We start from the raw sequence: 12,631 nt of genomic DNA on the forward strand, positions 1-12,631 counted from the left end.
CGGCCGCACACTTATCTGCCTAAATACCTGCGGATTCCTAAACGCGCTTCGCTTGAACGGTAGAAATCCGCAGGGGGCAGAACGTGTGGTTTTCCCGCCTGCTCCACTAAGGTTTGCTGCAGAGCACTGCACGGTGCAGGGTGAATAACCTCGATGAAAGGTTGGGGAAAACCGTAAACATACAAGGAGAAACGATTGATTGATTTACTGAAACACTGCATGCTCTGCCCGCGGCGCTGCGGCGTCGACCGCACGGCAGGCGGGCGCGGGTTCTGCGGCGCAGGGCGGCTGGCGCGTGTTGCGCGCACGATGCTGCACACATGGGAGGAGCCCTGCCTCGTGGGAGCGCACGGCGCAGGGGCGGTGTTCTTCGCCCACTGCACACTCCGCTGTGTCTACTGTCAGAACTACGAGATCAGCCACGAGGGACACGGCAGAGAGATGACGGAGGAGGAGCTTGCGGCGGCGTTTCTCACGCTGCAGGCGCAGGGCGCCGCAACGCTCGATCTCGTGACGCCGACCCACTACACGCCGCAGATTCTCGCTGCACTCGCGCGTGCACGATCAGAAGGGCTGACCCTCCCTGTCGTCTGGAATACGGGCGGCTATGAGACGGAGGAGAATATCGCACGCCTTGCGGGCGTGGTGGATATCTACCTGCCCGATCTCAAGTACAACGCGGAGGAGAGCGGACGGCTCTACTCTGCCGCCCCCGACTATACAGAGGCCGCATTTGCCGCGCTCCGTGCCATGGTCGAGCAGGTTGGCGCACTGCAGTTTGCCGCGGACGGACGGCTCCTGCGCGGCGTCCTCGTCCGTCATCTCGTCCTGCCGGGACACCGTCACGAGAGCATCGCCCTCGTACGGCGTCTCTGGAAGGCGTTCGGTGAGTGCATACAGCTCAGTCTCATGCGGCAATATACCCCGCTCTATCATGCGGCGGAGCTCCCGCCTCTCCATCGTCGGCTCACGACCTTCGAGTACGAGTCCGTTGTCGATGCCGCACGCGATCTTGGCATGACGCAGGTCTATGTACAGGGTGCGGAAGCGGTCGGCACGGAGTATGTGCCGGATTTTAGAGAATCGCTGATAAAATGAAGCCCGTCAGATTGGCGTAGATTTTTTCGTCCGAACAAGGAGTCAAACCGGACGCATAGCCAAAGCTATGTGGAGGATTTGCCGACACAGTGCGTATCGCCCTTCACCGCAGGCCGCGTACCATCGCCTTGCGGAGGAGATCGACGGGAAGCATCGTTGCGGCGAGGAGGAAGGCGAGCACCCAGCCGCCTGCATGGATGGGCGTGCAGCTGAACATTGCACCGATCCACGCGCCGACCTCATGCGGGAAAAGCGGTGCATTGATGATGGCCGCCATGATGAGGACGATGCCGCCCCAAACCCGCAGAAATCCCGGATTTGCCCCGAGATCGCGGAAGATGCCGAAGCCGCTCGACCGCACATTGAACCCGTTCATCAGCGAGGCCAGCACGAACAGCAGGAAGTACGCCGTGTACTGCTCCGACTGCCCCGCAAAGCATGCGGCAAAAACTGGCTGTGTGAGGAAGGCAAAGCTGAGCAGCACCAGCCACGTCCCCATCCAGAGAATCTGTGCTGCCATCGCGGGGCTGATGATGCTCGCGTCGCGGCGGCGCGGCTTCTCGTGCATATAGCTCTCATGGGCGGGCTCGTTGCCGAGCATGATCGCCCCGAGACTGTCCATGACGAGGTTGATGAAGAGCAGATGCGTCACGCGCAGCGGCTCCATGATGCCGAAGAACGGCGCGAGTGCGCTGACGACAACGGCGGCAATGTTGATGACGAGCTGAAAGCGGCAGAACTTCAGGATGTTGTTGTAGATCGTGCGTCCATAGAGGATCGCGTCCTTGATTGAGCGGAAATTATCGTCGAGGATAACGATGTCGCCCGCATCCCGCGCCGCCTCCGTGCCGCTCCCCATCGCAAAGCCGACATCGGCGCGCCGCAGGGCAGGCGAGTCATTGACCCCGTCTCCCGTCATGCCGACGACGAGATTCATCTGCTGTGCGAGGCGCACGATGCGCGACTTGTCTGTCGGCAGGGCACGCGCAATCACGCGCAGCTGCGGCAGGACGCGCTGCACGGCAGTATCGTCCATCTGCGCGAGGTCGCTGCTCGTCAAAACGAGCTCCCCGTCCGCACGCAGGAGGCCTGCATCACGTGCGATCGCGACCGCAGTCTCACGGCGGTCGCCCGTCACCATGACGACCTGGATGCCCGCCGCCTGCACCTCGGCGATCGCCGCACGCGCCTCGGGGCGTACATCGTCGCGAATCGCGGCAAAGCCGATGAGCACGGTGTCCGCATTCACCTCATTCGTGCAGAATGCCGATGCAGAATACCCGAACGCAAGGACGCGCATGGCGCGCGCGGCGTAGGCGTTGATCGTCTCCGTCAGTGCGCCGGCATCGTAGGGTACGACATTTCCCGCCGCATTGAGTGCATACTGTGCGCGGGCAAGGAGCACCTCGGGGGCGCCCTTATAGACGACAACGCCGCGCGCGGGCAGCTCTGCCTGGCTGAATTTATTCACCGAGTTGAACATCTGCCGCTGCCCCGTACGCGCGTTTTCATCCGCCTGCAGAGCACGATAGTATTTCTCTCCCAGGGCATACATGACCGCCTGATCGGTTGGATTCCCGCCGACGACAGTCCCGCTCTCATCGTACATGGAGGCAGTGTTTCTGCCGATGGCAAGCCGCAGCTGCTCCGCGAGCGCCGTCTCTCCCGCGAGGAGATCTGCGCCGTACACCGCACCGTCCGCCGTAAAAAACTCGACCACCGAGAGCCGCCCGCCCGTGATCGTCCCCGTCTTGTCGCTGAAGAGGATGTTCAGCGCACCCGCCGTCTCGATGCCGACGGCACGGCGCACGAGCACGCCGCGCGAGAGCATGCGGCTCGTATTCTGCATCAGGACAATGGAGATCATGAGCGGCAGCCCCTCGGGCACGGCACAGACGATGATGAGGATGGCGAGCGAGACCGCCTCGATCACGTCCACGAGGATCTGTCCCCAGCCGAGGAGGACATACGACTCGATGCCGCCTGCGCGCAGGGCGAAGAACATCATGTAGAGCGCGACGATCACGATGCCCGAGATATAGCCGAATGCCGAGATCTGATCGGCGAGCTTGGCGAGCTTGACCTGCAGCGGGGACGCGGGCTCACGCCCCTGCATCTCCGACGCCATCTGCCCCATCACGGTTGCCGTGCCGACACGGCACACCTTCAGTACGCCCTCGCCGTCAAAGACGACGCTCCCGCGAAAGAGCGTCGTGCCATCGACAAAGGTATCCCCCGTCGTCTTCTCCGGAAATGCGGCAGCCGCATCGGCGCACTTATGACACTCCTCCGTTTCGCCGTTCAGCGCCGCGTTGCTCACGCGCAGATCACCGGCAATAAGTACTCCGTCGGCGGGGATCTTGTCGCCCCCCTGCAGGATGACGAGATCGCCCACCACGATCTCATCCACGGGCAGGACGTGGAGGCCGCCGTCGCGGCGCAGTTTTGCCCTGTCCTTTGTCGTGCGCGCGCGCAGCGCATGGTATTCGTCGTCGCTCGTCAGGCTCGTCCGCGCGGTCACCGTCGCCACGATGAGCACCGTGACGATCGTGCCGACCGGCTCATAAATCTCCGCATAGCCGACGAAGTACATCGTGACCATCAGCGCAACCATCACGAGCAGGATGCGGATCATCGGGTCGCGGAAGGTCTCCAAAAACGCCTGCCCGAAGGTCAGCCGCGCCGGCTCCGGCAGTACATTCGCCCCATGGATGCGGCGCGACGCCTCCGCCTCCGCCGTTGTCAGTCCTCTATGCGTCAACGCTGTTCTCCTCCCCGATGCAGCGCCGCCTCACAGCGGAAAACGATCATCTGCGCACAGCGCGTACGAAATACACGATCAGGTACGCACTGAGCACAAGTGCCAGTCCCTCGCCTGCCCATCCGCCGTAAATCGGCGCGACGAAGATCACCAGGCTCACCAATGCGACACGTGCGGGCTCCTCCCACGACGCATTGGAGCGTTTCTGCACGGCGATCTCGGCAGCCGCCGCAATGCGGCTGTGCCAACGCGTCAGCCAGAGCACAATGCCCGTGACGATCATCGCCGCCGTCATGAGGATCAGCAGCCCCCAGAAAATCTTTACGGCAAAGAGCTCATGATTGTGGATGTGAATGTTCAAAAAGAACGGCGCCGCCTTCATCCACGCCGGCACGGGGACAGTGAACGGCGTGCCGCCGCCCGCCGGAAGATAGACCTGCTCGCCCAGCACAAAGTCCGTCGCGCGCACGGGCGGATCGGCGGTCTGAAAGACGTAGAAGGGATATGACGCCGTCGGCAGCTGCATGGAGATCACATCCCGCGCGGGGCTGCTCTCCTCGACGCGTGCCAGTGCATCTGCGGGACGGAGCGTCTCCGCCTGCTGCTCCTGCGCGGCAAAATGCTCCATCGCCGCAATATGCGCTGTGCTGTGATAGTCCCGCATCCCGACCGAGTAGAGGACGATCACGATGCCACTCACGCACATGACCGTCGCCCATGTGCCCGCAAAGATCGACGTGATCTTGTGCCAGTCCGACCAAAACACGCGACTGGTCTTGCGTCGGTGCGTACCGAACGCCATGCTCTTCATCATCGGCAGATAGAGATAGATGCCCGTCACGATGGAGATGACCGAGAGGGCACACATCAGGGCGAGAAAGTCGCGCCCACCCGTATCCATGCCCATGCGGACGTGCAGAATGTGCATCGTGTGCATAAAGGTCTGTACGCCCTCGGAGCGATAGATGCGTTCCTTGCGGTCAAATGTCGTATGCGTACGCACATCGTACATGATCTGCTCGCCGCCCATGCGCATGTGGGAACGCCCTGCCGCGCCGCCGCGCTCCACGACGCGGAAATAGAGCGTCCCATCCGTGTCGTCCGGCGTCACTGCCAGGATATCCTTCGTCGGATACGCCGCACGCACCGCAGCCTCTCCTTCGGGCAGTGCCTGCCAGAGCTTCGCCATCGGCATGGGCTCCCCGCTCTGCGGCATATTCACCGTGTTCCACGCATTGATCTCCCCGCGAAAGAGGAGCGGCAGCCCCGTCAGCGTCAGCAGCAGCAAAAAGAGCGCACAGATCAGACTCACCCACTGATGAACGGCATAGATTTTTTTCATCATTTCCTCCTATCCCAATGGCTGCATTATAGCACATCTGCCGAAAAGGAGCAGGGAAAAGATGGGGATGCTGAAATCCTCCTGACCATCCTCAGCAGCTTGTCGCAGGAGGAAGCACGATCCATCTCGGAGAACGTCACATGGGGACTCAGGAAAAAGTTTGCCGACGGCAAGTTCTCCGTCGGCTACTCGCACTTTCTCGGCTATGACAAGGGCGAGGACGGCAATCTCGCCATCAACGAGGAGCAAGCCAAGATCGTGCGGCTCATCTTCCAGCTTTTCCTTGAAGGTATGACAGCCGGCAGGATCGCAAAGAACCTGACCGCACGGCACATTCTGACGGTCACGGGTAAGGAAAAATGGAACGCCAAGACCATCCGGGGCATCCTCAGCAATGAGAAATACACAGGCTGCGCGAGAATCCAGAAGACCTTTACGCCGGACTTCCTCACCAAGAAAGCCGTCAAGAACTGCAGACAAGTGCCGAGCTACTTTGTGGAACAGAGGCATCCTGCCATCATCGACCCTGCCGTGTTCGAGATGGTGCAGAGGGAGATGGAGCGTCGTACACGGGAAGGTGGGAGATATAGCGGCGTAAGCATTTTCTCGGGGAAGATCAAGTGCGGCGAATGCGGCGGTTCTTTCGGCGCTAAAGTTTGGCATTCCACGGATAAGTACAGACGCACTATTTATCGATGCAACAACAAGTACGACGGGCAGAAATGCCGAACCCCTCATGTGATGGAGAAGGAAATCAAGGAAGCCTTTGTCACGGCATTTAATCGGTTGGTGACGGAGCGGGAGGAGATTGTCACGAACGCGCGGCTCGTCAGGCAGACGCTATGCGACACGACGGCACTCATGGAGGAAAAAATCAAACTGCAGCAGGAACTGGCGGTACTTGTAGAGATGACGGAAAAGTGTATCCGAGAGAACGCCCGCATTGCTCAGAGCCAGGAGGAGTATCAGCGCAGCTACGAAGGACTGGTAGTGCGATACGATGTCGCCAAGGCTCGGTTCGACGAGGTGTTGGAGACTATCTCTGCTAAGGAAGCGCAATCCGAGCAGTTGGCAGTGTTCATCAAGAGGCTCAAAAACCGCACTGAGCCTGTGGCAGAGTTCGACAGCCAGCTCTGGGCGGGCATGGTGGAATGTGTGACCGTGGGCGTGGACAAGGGGCTGACGGTGGTGTTTCGAGATGGGACGGCAGTGAGAGTGTAACAGGGGGGGTGAATGGAGAGGTTTTTCAAAAAGAGTTGAAGTCTTTTAGGGAATTACTGATAAAATGAAGGGGTTTCGCGCTCTAATTGCGGGCGTATGTCGACGGTGACATCGTACAATGCGACACCCGGTGCACCTGTCCGAACTTCGCCCATGTCAGTGGATTGACTTACGGTTAGCCGGTTGAGCGAGGAAGAACGGCTTTCCCCGTGCGGGCAGAGAATGATATCCTCCGGGACAGTTTCTGTGAGGCAGACGGTGACGGCAATCTCTGCCGTTTCATTCCATAGGACGGCAGGACTGTTTTCCGTGAGCCCCTTTGCTGCTGCGGCTTTTGGATGGAGAAAGACCACAGGATGTTCGGGAAGCTGTGTTTCCGGCATTTGATGCTGTCCGTTAATGTTTTGCTGTGCGTGTGGTGTCAAAAAATAAAATGGATACTTCGATGTCGGAAAGAGTATGTCGTTTATATGAGAGAGAGCAGCAGTGAAATTTTCCATCGTCCGTGGCGAAGCGGTGATCTTTCCACGGTATGCCCATATCGTATGTGCGTGTGCCTGCTTCCAATTCACGCCAATGTTTGATGGAAAGGCGTTCATATACGGTGGAAGTAAATACTTCATCGAGAAAGTCGGCAGCATCCTTCTGCCATGGGAAGCTGCTCGTGCCGGGCGCGAGTTCGTTCAGCCGGCGCGTGAGCAAGCGGGCGATGTCAAGATCGCTCTTTGCCTCTCCACACGGCGGTATGACAGGTGTATTCAGTCCGACCCAGTGGTGGAAGTATTGTCTGGAATTTGCCCGTGATTGGCTGCACCATAGTCCGCATGCCGAGAAATTCAGAATCGAGGGCGGGGTATGTTACAGCGAGGAGGATTTTATTGCGTACCTCAATCAATATGTATTTCCGGAAGAAAGATCTGTGCCGGTCAAGAATTTAGGCCGGATGAATCTTGGTGAGGATCTGCCCGAAGAATACAGGGGATGTCCCTGCTTTCATTTTTGACAGAGACCGGGGCGGGGGGATGAAATCGTCTTCCCGCCATATTTTATGGGAGCGGTCAGCCATTTCTTTGAAAGACATGAGCGACATCTTCCTGTCTGCCGGCGACGAGAACGGCGGCATCCGGCGCGAAGATCGTCTGGGCAGAGATATTGAGGTCGATGCGGTCGCCTGCTTTTATGCCGAGGATGTTCAGGTGATGCCGGCGGCGGATATCAAGCTCGATGATGCTTTTCCCTTCCCATGCTTTTGGTACGGGTACTTCGTAGATGGCGTATTCGTCGCTGAGCGGGAAGTAGTCGAGGATATGCTTGGAACTGCAGCGGATGGCCGTCCAAAGCGCGAATTGGCGCTCCGGGTAGACGGTTTCGTCCGCGCCGTTCCGCAGCAGGAATTTTTCGTGAATGTCGCGCGAGGCGCGCGCTACGACATAGCGTGCGCCAAATTCTTTGAGAAGCGAGGTTGTTTCGAGGGAGCTTTGGAAGTCATCGCCGATGGCGACGATGCAGACATCAAAGTTGGGGATGTCGAGAGAGCGCAGAAAGTCGGCATTGGTGCTGTCGGCGATGAGTGCGTTCGTCACGAACGGCAGAATGCTGTTTACGCAGTCTTCGTCGTGGTCGACGGCGAGGACCTCGTGCTGCATGTCGTGCAGCTTTTCTGCAATGTAGCGGCCGAAGCGGCCAAGTCCGATGAGCAGGATGGATTTCATGATGTTCCTCCTATCCGATGGTGATTCGTTCTTCCGGGCTGCGGCCGGAGTCTTGTCTGCTGTGTGCATGGGCAGCAAAGATGACAGTGAGACCTCCGATGCGCCCGAAGAACATCAAAAGCATCATGACGTATTTGGAAAGCGGCCCCAGATCGTCGGTGACGCCGATGGAAAGGCCGACGGTTCCCAGCGCAGAAGCCGTCTCAAAAGCGCTGTCGATCAGGCGTATGCCGTCAATGAGGTTGAGCAGTACGCTGCCCGAAGCGAAAAGCAGGAGATACATCATGAGAATGGTGACGGCATGACGCTGTGTTTCGGAGGAAAGACGCCGCGAGAAGCAAGTCGGATCCTTCTTGAGGCGGAAGGTGGCGATCATGATGGCAAACAAGGTGAAAGCTGTTGTTGTCTTGATGCCGCCTGCGGTGGAGCCGGGCGAGCCGCCGATGAGCATCAAGGCGATGAGGGCGGCTCGTCCCGTTTCGCTGAAATCCTTGATGTCGATCGTGTTGTAGCCTGCGGTGCGGGTCGTAACGGATTGAAAGAAGGAGATCAGGAAGTGTTCGCTGAGGGACGTGCTGGGATCGAGTTCGAAGAAAAAGAAGAAAAGTCCCGGAATCAGGATGAGAGCTGCCGTCATCGTCAGGGCGATCTTGCTTTGCAGGGTGTAAGCATGGAAATTTCCGCGGTTCAGACGGATGTCCGCCCAGGTGGTGAAGCCAAGTCCGCCGGCGATGATGAGGAGCATGACCGTGACGTTTACGATAGGATCGCCGACGAAATCCATCAGGGAATTGCCGAAGAGATCGAAGCCTGCATTGCAGAAGGATGAGATGGAATGAAAGACCGCGAAGTAAATGCCGCGTAAAAGGCCGACTTTTTGGCAAAAGGAAGGGGCGAGAAAAAGGGCGCCGAGAAATTCAATGAAGAAGGTCAAGCGCAAAATGAAGTAGAGGAGCGGTACGATGCCGCCAAGCTGCGGAGCGGAGACAGCGTCTTTGGAAAGACTGCGCTGCATGAGACCGATGCGCTGCCCTGAAAGGGCGGCGAGAGAGACAGCGACGGTAATGACGCCAAAGCCGCCGACCTGAATCATGGCGAGGATGACGAGCTGACCGAAAAGCGTCCAGTATGCAGCGGTGTCGACAGTCGTAAGGCCCGTCACGCAGCTGGCAGAAACGGAGGTGAAGAGCGCATCGGAAAAGGAGGCGCCTTCGCCGTTTGCCGTGGCCCAAGGCAGCATCAAAAGCCCGGTGCCGCAGAGAATCAAACAGAGAAAACTTAAGATGATGATACGGGAGGGCGAGAGCCTTCGCAAACGTATAATAATGTTCATAAAACAGCCTCGATTTAAAATGGCAGCTTGCTTTGAGAACAAGCTTCTGCTACTGGTCGCTTTTCATTGTAACTTCTTTTTTGTGTTCGTGCAAGAAGCGATTTATGCCATAGGCATCGCCGTGTTTTGAGGGTGTCTTTCTTTTATGAGGATCTTGCCAAACAGGGGCGTGTCGCACCTTTGTTATTCGTGTTTTGCCGCAGGCGACAGCGGCGGAAGGGAAAAATGCATCCGTGAGAACGCCCGCATTGCACAGAATCAGGAGGAGTATCAGCGCCACTACGAGGATCTTATGGTGAGGTACGATGCCGCCAAGGCTCGGTTCGACAAGGTGACGGAGGCTATTTCTGCCAAGGAAGCACAGTCCGAGCGATTGGCAGTGTTTATCAAGCGGCTCAAAGCACAGACTGATCCTGTGGCAGAGTTTGACAGCCAGCTGTGGGCGAGCATGGTGGAGTACATGACTGTGGGCATGGACAAGGGGCTGACGGTGGTGTTTCGAGATGGGACGGCAGTGAGAGTGTAACAGGGGGGTTGAATGGAGAAGTTTTTCAAAAAGAGTTGCGCTAGTCAACAAAAACTGGACACAAAAACCTAAAAATTAGTCATTAGAATTGAGATACTGTACATATTCATCGAAGATGTGATACACAGAATATCCATGACCTCCATTCAAAGGACACGTATCAAAGAGCCGCACCTTCGTGCTTTGGATCCCGTTCGTCTCCTGCTCCACTGTGTTCATCAGATGGATCTTACGCCGCTTTACAGGAGCTTTCGGCGTGCCGAGCGAAATCTCGTATCACCGCATCAGCTGCTTGCCATCCTCATCTATGCCTACATGAACCGCATCTACAGTTCCCGCCGCATTGAGGAGGTATGCCTAAGGGACATCCACTTCATGTATCTGCTCGAAGGACGACCCGCCCCCGATCACACAACCATTGCCCGTTTTCGCAGGGATCACTTTGCCCCCTGCGCCAAGGAGATTCTGTCACAAATGGCGAAGTTTCTTGCATCCGTTGGAGTCATCTCGTTTGAGAACCTCTTTGTTGACGGCACAAAGATTGAAGCAGTTGCGGGCAAGTACACCTTCGTCTGGAAAAAAGGCGTTGCAAAGAACCGTACCAAACTCATGGAGAAACTCTACGCCTTTCTTGCCGGCGTAGAAAAAGAGTTCGGTATCCACCTGCGCCGTGGCTCTGAGATTCGCCTGCACCATCTGAAACGTCTGCGCCGACGTTTGAAACGCATCCAAAGAGAGTAAAACATCATCTTCGTTTACGGGAGCGGAAAACGAAAGACCGTGCTTCAGCGTACCATGGAGACACTGGACTCTTACATCAACCGTCTGAAGGACTACACAAAGAAGCTGCACATCTGCGGGGATCGCAACAGCTTTTCCAAGACAGATTATGAGGCAACCTTCATGCGGATGAAAGGAGATGCAATGAAGAACGGGCAGTTAAAGCCGGCATATAATCTGCAATATGGCGTGGAGGCAGCCTTTATCGTATGGGCAGGTGTTTACCCGAACCCGACAGATACACGGACACTCATCCCGTTTTTGGAGGATTTCCATGCACACATCGGGAAAAGGAGCCGGAAACTCGTGGCTGATGCAGGATATGAGAGTGAGGAGAACTACCTGTATTTGAGGGAAAAGGGACAGACCTCCTACATCAAGCCGAACAACTACGAAGTGAGCAAGAAGCGCAAATGGAAGCAGGACATCGGGCGGCGGGAGAACATGAACTACCTTGCGGCGGAAGATGTCTACCAGTGCGCCGAGGGGCGGCGACTTGTTGTGACGGGGACGCGCAGGACAAAGAGTGCGAGCGGGTATGTGAGCGAAAAGACCATCTACACGTGTACAGACTGTAACGGCTGCGAAAGAATCTGGTATCATTGAAAGAAGCGGCATAAGAAGACGTCGGAAATAAACAAATAAGGGCACACGAATAAGGGCGAGCATTGCAATCGTCCTTATTCGTGTGCCCTATTTCTATAGAGGTGCAAGTTTTCGTTACCGTTGTTTCGCCGATCTGCCCCTATACGAAAAGATGGACTGTTGCACAAAGATAAATTTACCTTCGTGCAACAGCCCTTTTCCTCAGAATCCGATCACGCGATCAGCCCTCTTCGACCTCGATCAGCGCATACTTTCCATCGTGACGCCCATAGACAATGTTGACCTCCTCCGACTCCGCGTTGCGGAATACGAAGAAATGATGGTTGAGGAGATTCATCTGCATGATCGCCTCCTGCACATCCATCGGCTGGAGCGTGAAACGCTTCGTCTTGACAACGGGGTAGAGCTCATCCTCCTCCGGAATCGGCTGGGCAAACGTCTCGACCGCCTCTGCCTTGAACCCGCCCTGACGGAAACGCCGCGCAAGCTTCGTTTTCTGTTTGCGAATCTGACGCTCAAGCTTCTCGATGACCAGATCAATGGAGCTGTACATATCCTCTGAATGCTCCTCGCCGCGCAGCAGGATACCGCGTGCGACGGGGGCAGTCACTTCCACCTTGTGATGCTTCCCTTCCACAGAGAGCAGAACCGCAATCTCACCGACATTATCGAAGTACTTCGTGATCTTGCCGACACGCTTTTCCACATAGTCGCGCAGGGCGGGGGTAACCTCGACATTCTTTCCTCGAATCGTGAATGCAGCCATGAAACACAGCCCCTTTCTATCTACGGGAGCAGGAACTCCCTCTTTTACCTGTTTAGTTCGACATAAAGGAGAAAATACCTGCAAAAAAATCGCGCTCACTTCGTTAAATTCAGATTTTTCCCAGGATTTTTCTCATCTATCGTCAAAGGAAAAAGCCCGCTGTGTAAGCCGGGCTTTTCAGATCTTTTGTCTTATTCCTTTTTGACCACATTGTCCGCCTGCGGACCGCGTGCTCCCTCAACAATGTCGAACTCCACTTCCTGCCCTTCGCTCAGTGTCTTATATCCCTCACCCTGAATCGAAGAAAAGTGGACGAACACATCATCGCCGTCCTCGCGGGAGATAAATCCATATCCCTTGTCCGCACTGAACCATTTTACTTTTCCCGTCATGTCGGCTCTCCTTTCCATGATAGAATCATCGTGCAAAAAAGGCAGAATCCTTCCCCGTTTACACATAACCTGCCTTTATTATAAAAGCCGCCGA

At 56.7% G+C, this 12,631-nt stretch carries 13 protein-coding genes; 6 read left to right on the forward strand and 7 right to left on the reverse strand.

Annotated elements, in window-relative coordinates:
- Positions 1 to 195 precede the first annotated feature (195 nt).
- Complete coding sequence (locus ADJ74_RS02940) at positions 196 to 1,098, forward strand: radical SAM protein (RefSeq protein WP_050341742.1); 903 nt, start codon at positions 196 to 198, stop codon at positions 1,096 to 1,098.
- Positions 1,099 to 1,201: 103 nt separating this feature from the next.
- On the opposite strand, the gene ADJ74_RS02945 is transcribed toward ADJ74_RS02940, so the two are convergent.
- Together ADJ74_RS02945 and ADJ74_RS02950 are read right to left on the reverse strand one after the other, a co-directional pair.
- Positions 1,202 to 3,859 (reverse strand): cation-transporting P-type ATPase, encoded by a 2,658-nt coding sequence (locus ADJ74_RS02945; protein ID WP_050341744.1) that lies wholly within the window; start codon positions 3,857 to 3,859, stop codon positions 1,202 to 1,204.
- 46 nt (positions 3,860 to 3,905) lie between these two features.
- Positions 3,906 to 5,201 carry a PepSY domain-containing protein gene (locus tag ADJ74_RS02950; protein WP_050341746.1) on the reverse strand — a complete coding sequence of 432 codons (1,296 nt, stop codon included), beginning with the start codon at positions 5,199 to 5,201 and terminating at the stop codon, positions 3,906 to 3,908.
- Here ADJ74_RS02950 and ADJ74_RS02955 point away from each other — a divergent pair.
- Complete coding sequence (locus ADJ74_RS02955) at positions 5,178 to 6,422, forward strand: recombinase family protein (protein WP_050341748.1); 1,245 nt, start codon at positions 5,178 to 5,180, stop codon at positions 6,420 to 6,422. The two genes, ADJ74_RS02950 and ADJ74_RS02955, sit on opposite strands and share 24 nt — an antisense overlap.
- Positions 6,423 to 6,475: 53 nt before the next feature.
- Here the strand turns inward: ADJ74_RS02955 and ADJ74_RS10825 are convergent, their stop codons facing one another.
- On the reverse strand, positions 6,476 to 7,063 hold the full coding sequence (locus ADJ74_RS10825; RefSeq protein WP_084708948.1) for a molybdopterin dinucleotide binding domain-containing protein: 588 nt from the start codon (positions 7,061 to 7,063) through the stop codon (positions 6,476 to 6,478).
- A 23-nt stretch (positions 7,064 to 7,086) separates the two neighbouring features.
- Here ADJ74_RS10825 and ADJ74_RS11215 point away from each other — a divergent pair, with 23 nt between their 5' ends.
- Positions 7,087 to 7,425 (forward strand): hypothetical protein, encoded by a 339-nt coding sequence (locus tag ADJ74_RS11215; RefSeq protein WP_157040579.1) that lies wholly within the window; start codon positions 7,087 to 7,089, stop codon positions 7,423 to 7,425.
- Between the two features lie 55 nt (positions 7,426 to 7,480).
- On the opposite strand, the gene ADJ74_RS02965 is transcribed toward ADJ74_RS11215, so the two are convergent.
- Together ADJ74_RS02965 and ADJ74_RS02970 are read right to left on the reverse strand one after the other, a co-directional pair.
- Positions 7,481 to 8,134 (reverse strand): TrkA family potassium uptake protein, encoded by a 654-nt coding sequence (locus tag ADJ74_RS02965; protein WP_050341753.1) that lies wholly within the window; start codon positions 8,132 to 8,134, stop codon positions 7,481 to 7,483.
- Positions 8,135 to 8,144: 10 nt separating this feature from the next.
- A complete protein-coding gene (locus tag ADJ74_RS02970; RefSeq protein ID WP_050341755.1) occupies positions 8,145 to 9,467 on the reverse strand; it encodes a TrkH family potassium uptake protein in 1,323 nt (440 codons plus the stop codon).
- A 145-nt stretch (positions 9,468 to 9,612) separates the two neighbouring features.
- Here ADJ74_RS02970 and ADJ74_RS02975 point away from each other — a divergent pair, with 145 nt between their 5' ends.
- The 3 genes from ADJ74_RS02975 to ADJ74_RS11490 all read left to right on the forward strand — a co-directional run bounded on the left by ADJ74_RS02975 (position 9,613) and on the right by ADJ74_RS11490 (position 11,379).
- Positions 9,613 to 9,993: a hypothetical protein gene (locus tag ADJ74_RS02975; RefSeq protein ID WP_050341756.1), complete on the forward strand. Its 381-nt coding sequence runs from the start codon at positions 9,613 to 9,615 to the stop codon at positions 9,991 to 9,993.
- A 183-nt stretch (positions 9,994 to 10,176) separates the two neighbouring features.
- Complete coding sequence (locus ADJ74_RS11485; RefSeq protein ID WP_253271712.1) at positions 10,177 to 10,734, forward strand: transposase; 558 nt, start codon at positions 10,177 to 10,179, stop codon at positions 10,732 to 10,734.
- Between the two features lie 39 nt (positions 10,735 to 10,773).
- Positions 10,774 to 11,379 carry a transposase gene (locus ADJ74_RS11490; protein ID WP_253271713.1) on the forward strand — a complete coding sequence of 202 codons (606 nt, stop codon included), beginning with the start codon at positions 10,774 to 10,776 and terminating at the stop codon, positions 11,377 to 11,379.
- Between the two features lie 220 nt (positions 11,380 to 11,599).
- On the opposite strand, the gene hpf is transcribed toward ADJ74_RS11490, so the two are convergent.
- Together hpf and ADJ74_RS02990 are read right to left on the reverse strand one after the other, a co-directional pair.
- Positions 11,600 to 12,145: a ribosome hibernation-promoting factor, HPF/YfiA family gene (hpf, locus tag ADJ74_RS02985; protein WP_006690299.1), complete on the reverse strand. Its 546-nt coding sequence runs from the start codon at positions 12,143 to 12,145 to the stop codon at positions 11,600 to 11,602.
- A 191-nt stretch (positions 12,146 to 12,336) separates the two neighbouring features.
- Complete coding sequence (locus tag ADJ74_RS02990; RefSeq protein ID WP_006304954.1) at positions 12,337 to 12,537, reverse strand: cold shock domain-containing protein; 201 nt, start codon at positions 12,535 to 12,537, stop codon at positions 12,337 to 12,339.
- Positions 12,538 to 12,631 lie beyond the last annotated feature (94 nt).

Source organism: Selenomonas sp. oral taxon 478 (genome assembly GCF_001189555.1).
GTDB classification, from domain to species: Bacteria; Bacillota; Negativicutes; order Selenomonadales; family Selenomonadaceae; genus Centipeda; species Centipeda felix.

Bases quoted from the DNA above. Each gene is read 5' to 3' on its own strand.
- ADJ74_RS02955 (WP_050341748.1), top strand. From the start codon at position 5,178: ATGAACGGCATAGATTTTTTTCATCATTTCCTCCTATCCCAATGGCTG.
- ADJ74_RS02950 (WP_050341746.1), bottom strand. From the start codon at position 5,201: ATGAAAAAAATCTATGCCGTTCATCAGTGGGTGAGTCTGATCTGTGCG.
- ADJ74_RS10825 (WP_084708948.1), bottom strand. From the start codon at position 7,063: ATGCTGCCGACTTTCTCGATGAAGTATTTACTTCCACCGTATATGAAC.
- ADJ74_RS02965 (WP_050341753.1), bottom strand. From the start codon at position 8,134: ATGAAATCCATCCTGCTCATCGGACTTGGCCGCTTCGGCCGCTACATT.
- ADJ74_RS02970 (WP_050341755.1), bottom strand. From the start codon at position 9,467: ATGAACATTATTATACGTTTGCGAAGGCTCTCGCCCTCCCGTATCATC.
- ADJ74_RS02975 (WP_050341756.1), top strand. From the start codon at position 9,613: ATGAGGATCTTGCCAAACAGGGGCGTGTCGCACCTTTGTTATTCGTGT.
- hpf (WP_006690299.1), bottom strand. From the start codon at position 12,145: ATGGCTGCATTCACGATTCGAGGAAAGAATGTCGAGGTTACCCCCGCC.
- ADJ74_RS02990 (WP_006304954.1), bottom strand. From the start codon at position 12,537: ATGACGGGAAAAGTAAAATGGTTCAGTGCGGACAAGGGATATGGATTT.